The sequence below is a fragment of the Xanthobacter sp. BG11Y11_SDJG genome, from assembly GCF_057364445.1.
Genome location: NZ_JBNFNU010000456.1, coordinates 1 through 3,100 on the forward strand (window position 1 = coordinate 1; position 3,100 = coordinate 3,100).

General features: G+C 72.1%; 5 protein-coding genes. All 5 read right to left on the reverse strand.

What is annotated here, in order from left to right; genetic code table 11:
* On the reverse strand, positions 1-797 hold a 797-nt coding region (locus AC2W7M_RS22750; protein WP_486135132.1), incomplete at its 3' end, for an FAD-dependent oxidoreductase.
* A complete protein-coding gene (locus AC2W7M_RS22755) occupies positions 794-1,078 on the reverse strand; it encodes a ferredoxin family protein (protein ID WP_486135134.1) in 285 nt (94 codons plus the stop codon). The genes AC2W7M_RS22750 and AC2W7M_RS22755, both read right to left, overlap by 4 nt.
* Positions 1,079-1,088: 10 nt before the next feature.
* Complete coding sequence (locus AC2W7M_RS22760; protein WP_486135136.1) at positions 1,089-2,126, reverse strand: Rieske 2Fe-2S domain-containing protein; 1,038 nt, start codon at positions 2,124-2,126, stop codon at positions 1,089-1,091.
* A gap of 102 nt (positions 2,127-2,228) precedes the next feature.
* Positions 2,229-2,597, reverse strand: a complete 369-nt coding sequence (locus AC2W7M_RS22765) for a 2Fe-2S iron-sulfur cluster-binding protein (RefSeq protein WP_486135139.1) — start codon at positions 2,595-2,597, stop codon at positions 2,229-2,231.
* The coding region (locus tag AC2W7M_RS22770) for an FAD-dependent oxidoreductase (RefSeq protein WP_486135138.1) at positions 2,585-3,100 on the reverse strand (516 nt) is incomplete at its 5' end. The genes AC2W7M_RS22765 and AC2W7M_RS22770, both read right to left, overlap by 13 nt.

Genomic DNA, 3,100 nt, shown 5'->3' on the forward strand with positions numbered 1-3,100 from the left:
TGCAGGTGCAGGCGCCGGGCCGCCGGAGGGGGCGGCGCGGCGGCGATCTCGTGCAGCAGCTTCATGGTCTTGCGGGCATTGTCCGCGTGCGGCAGGTCCAGCTCCGCCCGGCAGGCCGGCTCCAGCTCCAGATCCTCGGGTGCCACGTGGACGGCGAGCCCGTCGAGGCGGCACAACTCGCGCAGCTCGGCGGGGGTGAAGCTCGCCTGAACCGGCCCGCGCCGCCCCAGAAGATGCACCTCCCGCACCCGGCTTGCCGCCAGCGCGGCGGCGGCCGCGGCGGCGATGTCGGTGGCGGCGAGGCGCTCCGGCGGGCTGAGCAGGAGGCGCGCCACGTCGAGCGCCACATTGCCGTTGCCCACCACCACCGCCCGCTCGGCGTCGAGCGGCACGGCAAGGTCGCGATGATCGGGATGCCCGTTGTACCAGCCGACGAAGGCGCCCGCCCCGAGGCTTCCCGGCAGCGCCTCGCCCTCGATGCCGAGCGGCGCGTCGGTGCTGGCGCCGCAGGCCAGCACCACGCCGTCATAGAGTGCCGCCAGTTCGCGCACGTCGAGGTCGCGGCCCACCTCCACATTGCCGTAGAAGGCGAGGCCGGGCGCGGCGAGGATCTTCTCGAACGCGGCGGTGATGGCCTTGATCTTCGGATGGTCGGGCGCGACCCCGCTGCGCACCAGGCCGAACGGCGTCGGCAGGCGCTCGATCATGTCCACCAGCACGCCCGCCTTCAGCAGTTCCTCGGCGGCATAGAAGGCGCTCGGGCCGCTGCCGACGACGGCGACGCGGGGCGCCCTCATGCCGCCCCCGCCTTGAGCGGTGTCAGCTTCTCCTCGATGGCCGGCAGCAGCGGCGCCCGGGCGGCGTTGATCTCCACCCAGGGGGCGAGCGCGCCGGGCAGGTCCTCCTCGTCATAGATCGCCTGCACCGGGCAGACCGGGATGCAGGCCCGGCACTCGATGCAGGTCTCCGGGTCGATGTAGACCATGCGCTCGTCCGCATGGAAGCAGCCGGCGGGGCAGACCGCGACGCACTCGGTGTAGCGGCAGCCGTTGCAGGCCTCGGTGACGACGATCGCCATGGGCGCCCCCTCAGGCGGTGCCGTAGGTGAGGCCCATGGCCCCGAGCCAGCGGCGGTAGGCGAGGCCCAATTTGTCGGTGCGATGGTGAATCTCGGCCCTGAGGTCCACCGGGATGCGCTCGGGGCGCTGGGTCTCGACGATGGCGCGGTCCTGGCCGAACACCGTGTCCTGCCGCCGCTCGATGTCCGCCTGCGTCAGCTCGGCGCCGAAATTGATGGCGACGCACAGGCGCACGATGGTGTGCACCTCGTCGACCGGCTGGGCGGCGAGGAAGGTGCAGAAGCGGTCGCCCGGGGCACCCAGATGGGCCCGATGCGGGTCGGCGATGGTCACCGACTTCGAGAAGTAGGCCACCAGCGGCCGGAAGCAGCGATAGACGTAGGAGGCATGGACCGGCACCTGGCGGTGGTCTCCATAGGGCTGGAACACGCGGATCGGGCTGGTGCTGAGCCCAGTCTCGTCCTCGAACACCTTGTAGTCCTCCACCTTGTCGGGCGCCTCCTCGACGCCGTTCAGGCCGGCATGGACGAACGGGAAGTGGGTCGCGTCGATGAAGTTCTCCACCGCCCGGTAGCCGTTGGCGTCGTAGGGGTAGGGGCCGGTGTTGAACTTGCGGAACGCGGGGTCGTCCCACTCTGGAAACACCGGCACGTCGTGCGCCGGCTGGCCGAGCGAGGTCCACACCATGCCGTATCGCTCCACCACCGGGTGCGGAAAGGTGCGGGCCTTGAGCGGCGGCGGCTGGTCGGGCGCGGCGGGAATGAGCGTGCACTTCGAGGTGCCGTCATAGCGCCAGCCATGATAGGGGCACACCACCTGGTCCTCGACGATCCAGCCCTTGGAAAGCCGCGCCCCGCGGTGGATGCACAGGTCCTTCCAGCAATAGATCGTGCCGGCGCTGTCGCGCCACAGGATCAGGTCCTCGCCCAGCAGCGTCGCCGGAACGATGGCGCCCGGCACCACGTCGCGCGAGAAGGCGACGACGTGCCAGTCGTTGAGGAGCGCCGCATCCGGTGCGGCCGGTTCGAGGCGGACGGGAGCGTTCATGGCGAAACTCCATGGAGGGCAGCGGGGACAGGGGCTGTGGTGGGAGCGGTGGTGGGAGCGGGGGTAGGAGTCATGGCGCCTCCTCCGGCGCCCGGGGCAGGCTTAGGCCGAGGCCGTCGAGCGCGCATCGATGCGGATCTGGCAGGCGAGGCGGGAGCTGGGCGACAGGTTGAAGGCGACGTCGAGGAGATCCTCCTCCTCGGCCGCGGGGGGATCGAGCCGGCCGAGCCAGTCCGGGTCGATCCAGACATGGCAGGAACTGCAGGCGAGGCTCCCCTCGCAGTCACCGGTGATGGGACGCCCGCGCTCCTGAGGCCCTCCATCAGCGAGAGGCCCTCCGGCAGATGCAGCACCTGCGGCGCGGCGCCGGGAGCGTGGAGGGTGACCTTCACCATGGGCGCCTCCCGCAGGCGGCGCGGCAGGAGGCGGGGCGGGCGCGCGGAGGCAGCGGGCGCATGTCAGGCCTCCGATGCCGGCGCGGCGCGCAGGGGCACGCCGCGCGTGGTGGAATGCTCGAAATGGAAGGCTTCCTGCGGGAACAGATGGCGCCGCACCCCGTGGGCCGCCGCGGCGCCCTCCGCGAAGGCGGTGAGGATCAGCTTCAGCTTGCCGGGATAGGCGGCCACGTCGCCGATGGCGAACACGCCCGGCCGGCGGGTTCCCATGGTGGCGGGATCCACCGGGATGCCGCGCCCGTCGGTGCCGATGCCCCAGCCCTCCAGCGCGCCGAAATCCGTGGCAAGGCCATAGAAGGCGAGCAGCGCATCCGCCGGGATGCGGGTCGCGGCGTGCGGGTCGCCGCCGATCGGTCGCAGCTCCACCTCGGCGAGCACGCCGTCGGTGCCGTGGAGCGCCGCGAGCTGGCTCGGGGCATGGAGCGTGATCCGCCCCGCCCTCGATCGCCGCGTGCAGCGCCGCCACCGTCGCCGGCGCGGCTCGGAACGTCGGCCGGCGGTGGATGAGATGGACGCCGG

Bases quoted from the DNA above. Each gene is read 5' to 3' on its own strand.
- AC2W7M_RS22755 (WP_486135134.1), bottom strand. From the start codon at position 1,078: ATGGCGATCGTCGTCACCGAGGCCTGCAACGGCTGCCGCTACACCGAG.
- AC2W7M_RS22760 (WP_486135136.1), bottom strand. From the start codon at position 2,126: ATGAACGCTCCCGTCCGCCTCGAACCGGCCGCACCGGATGCGGCGCTC.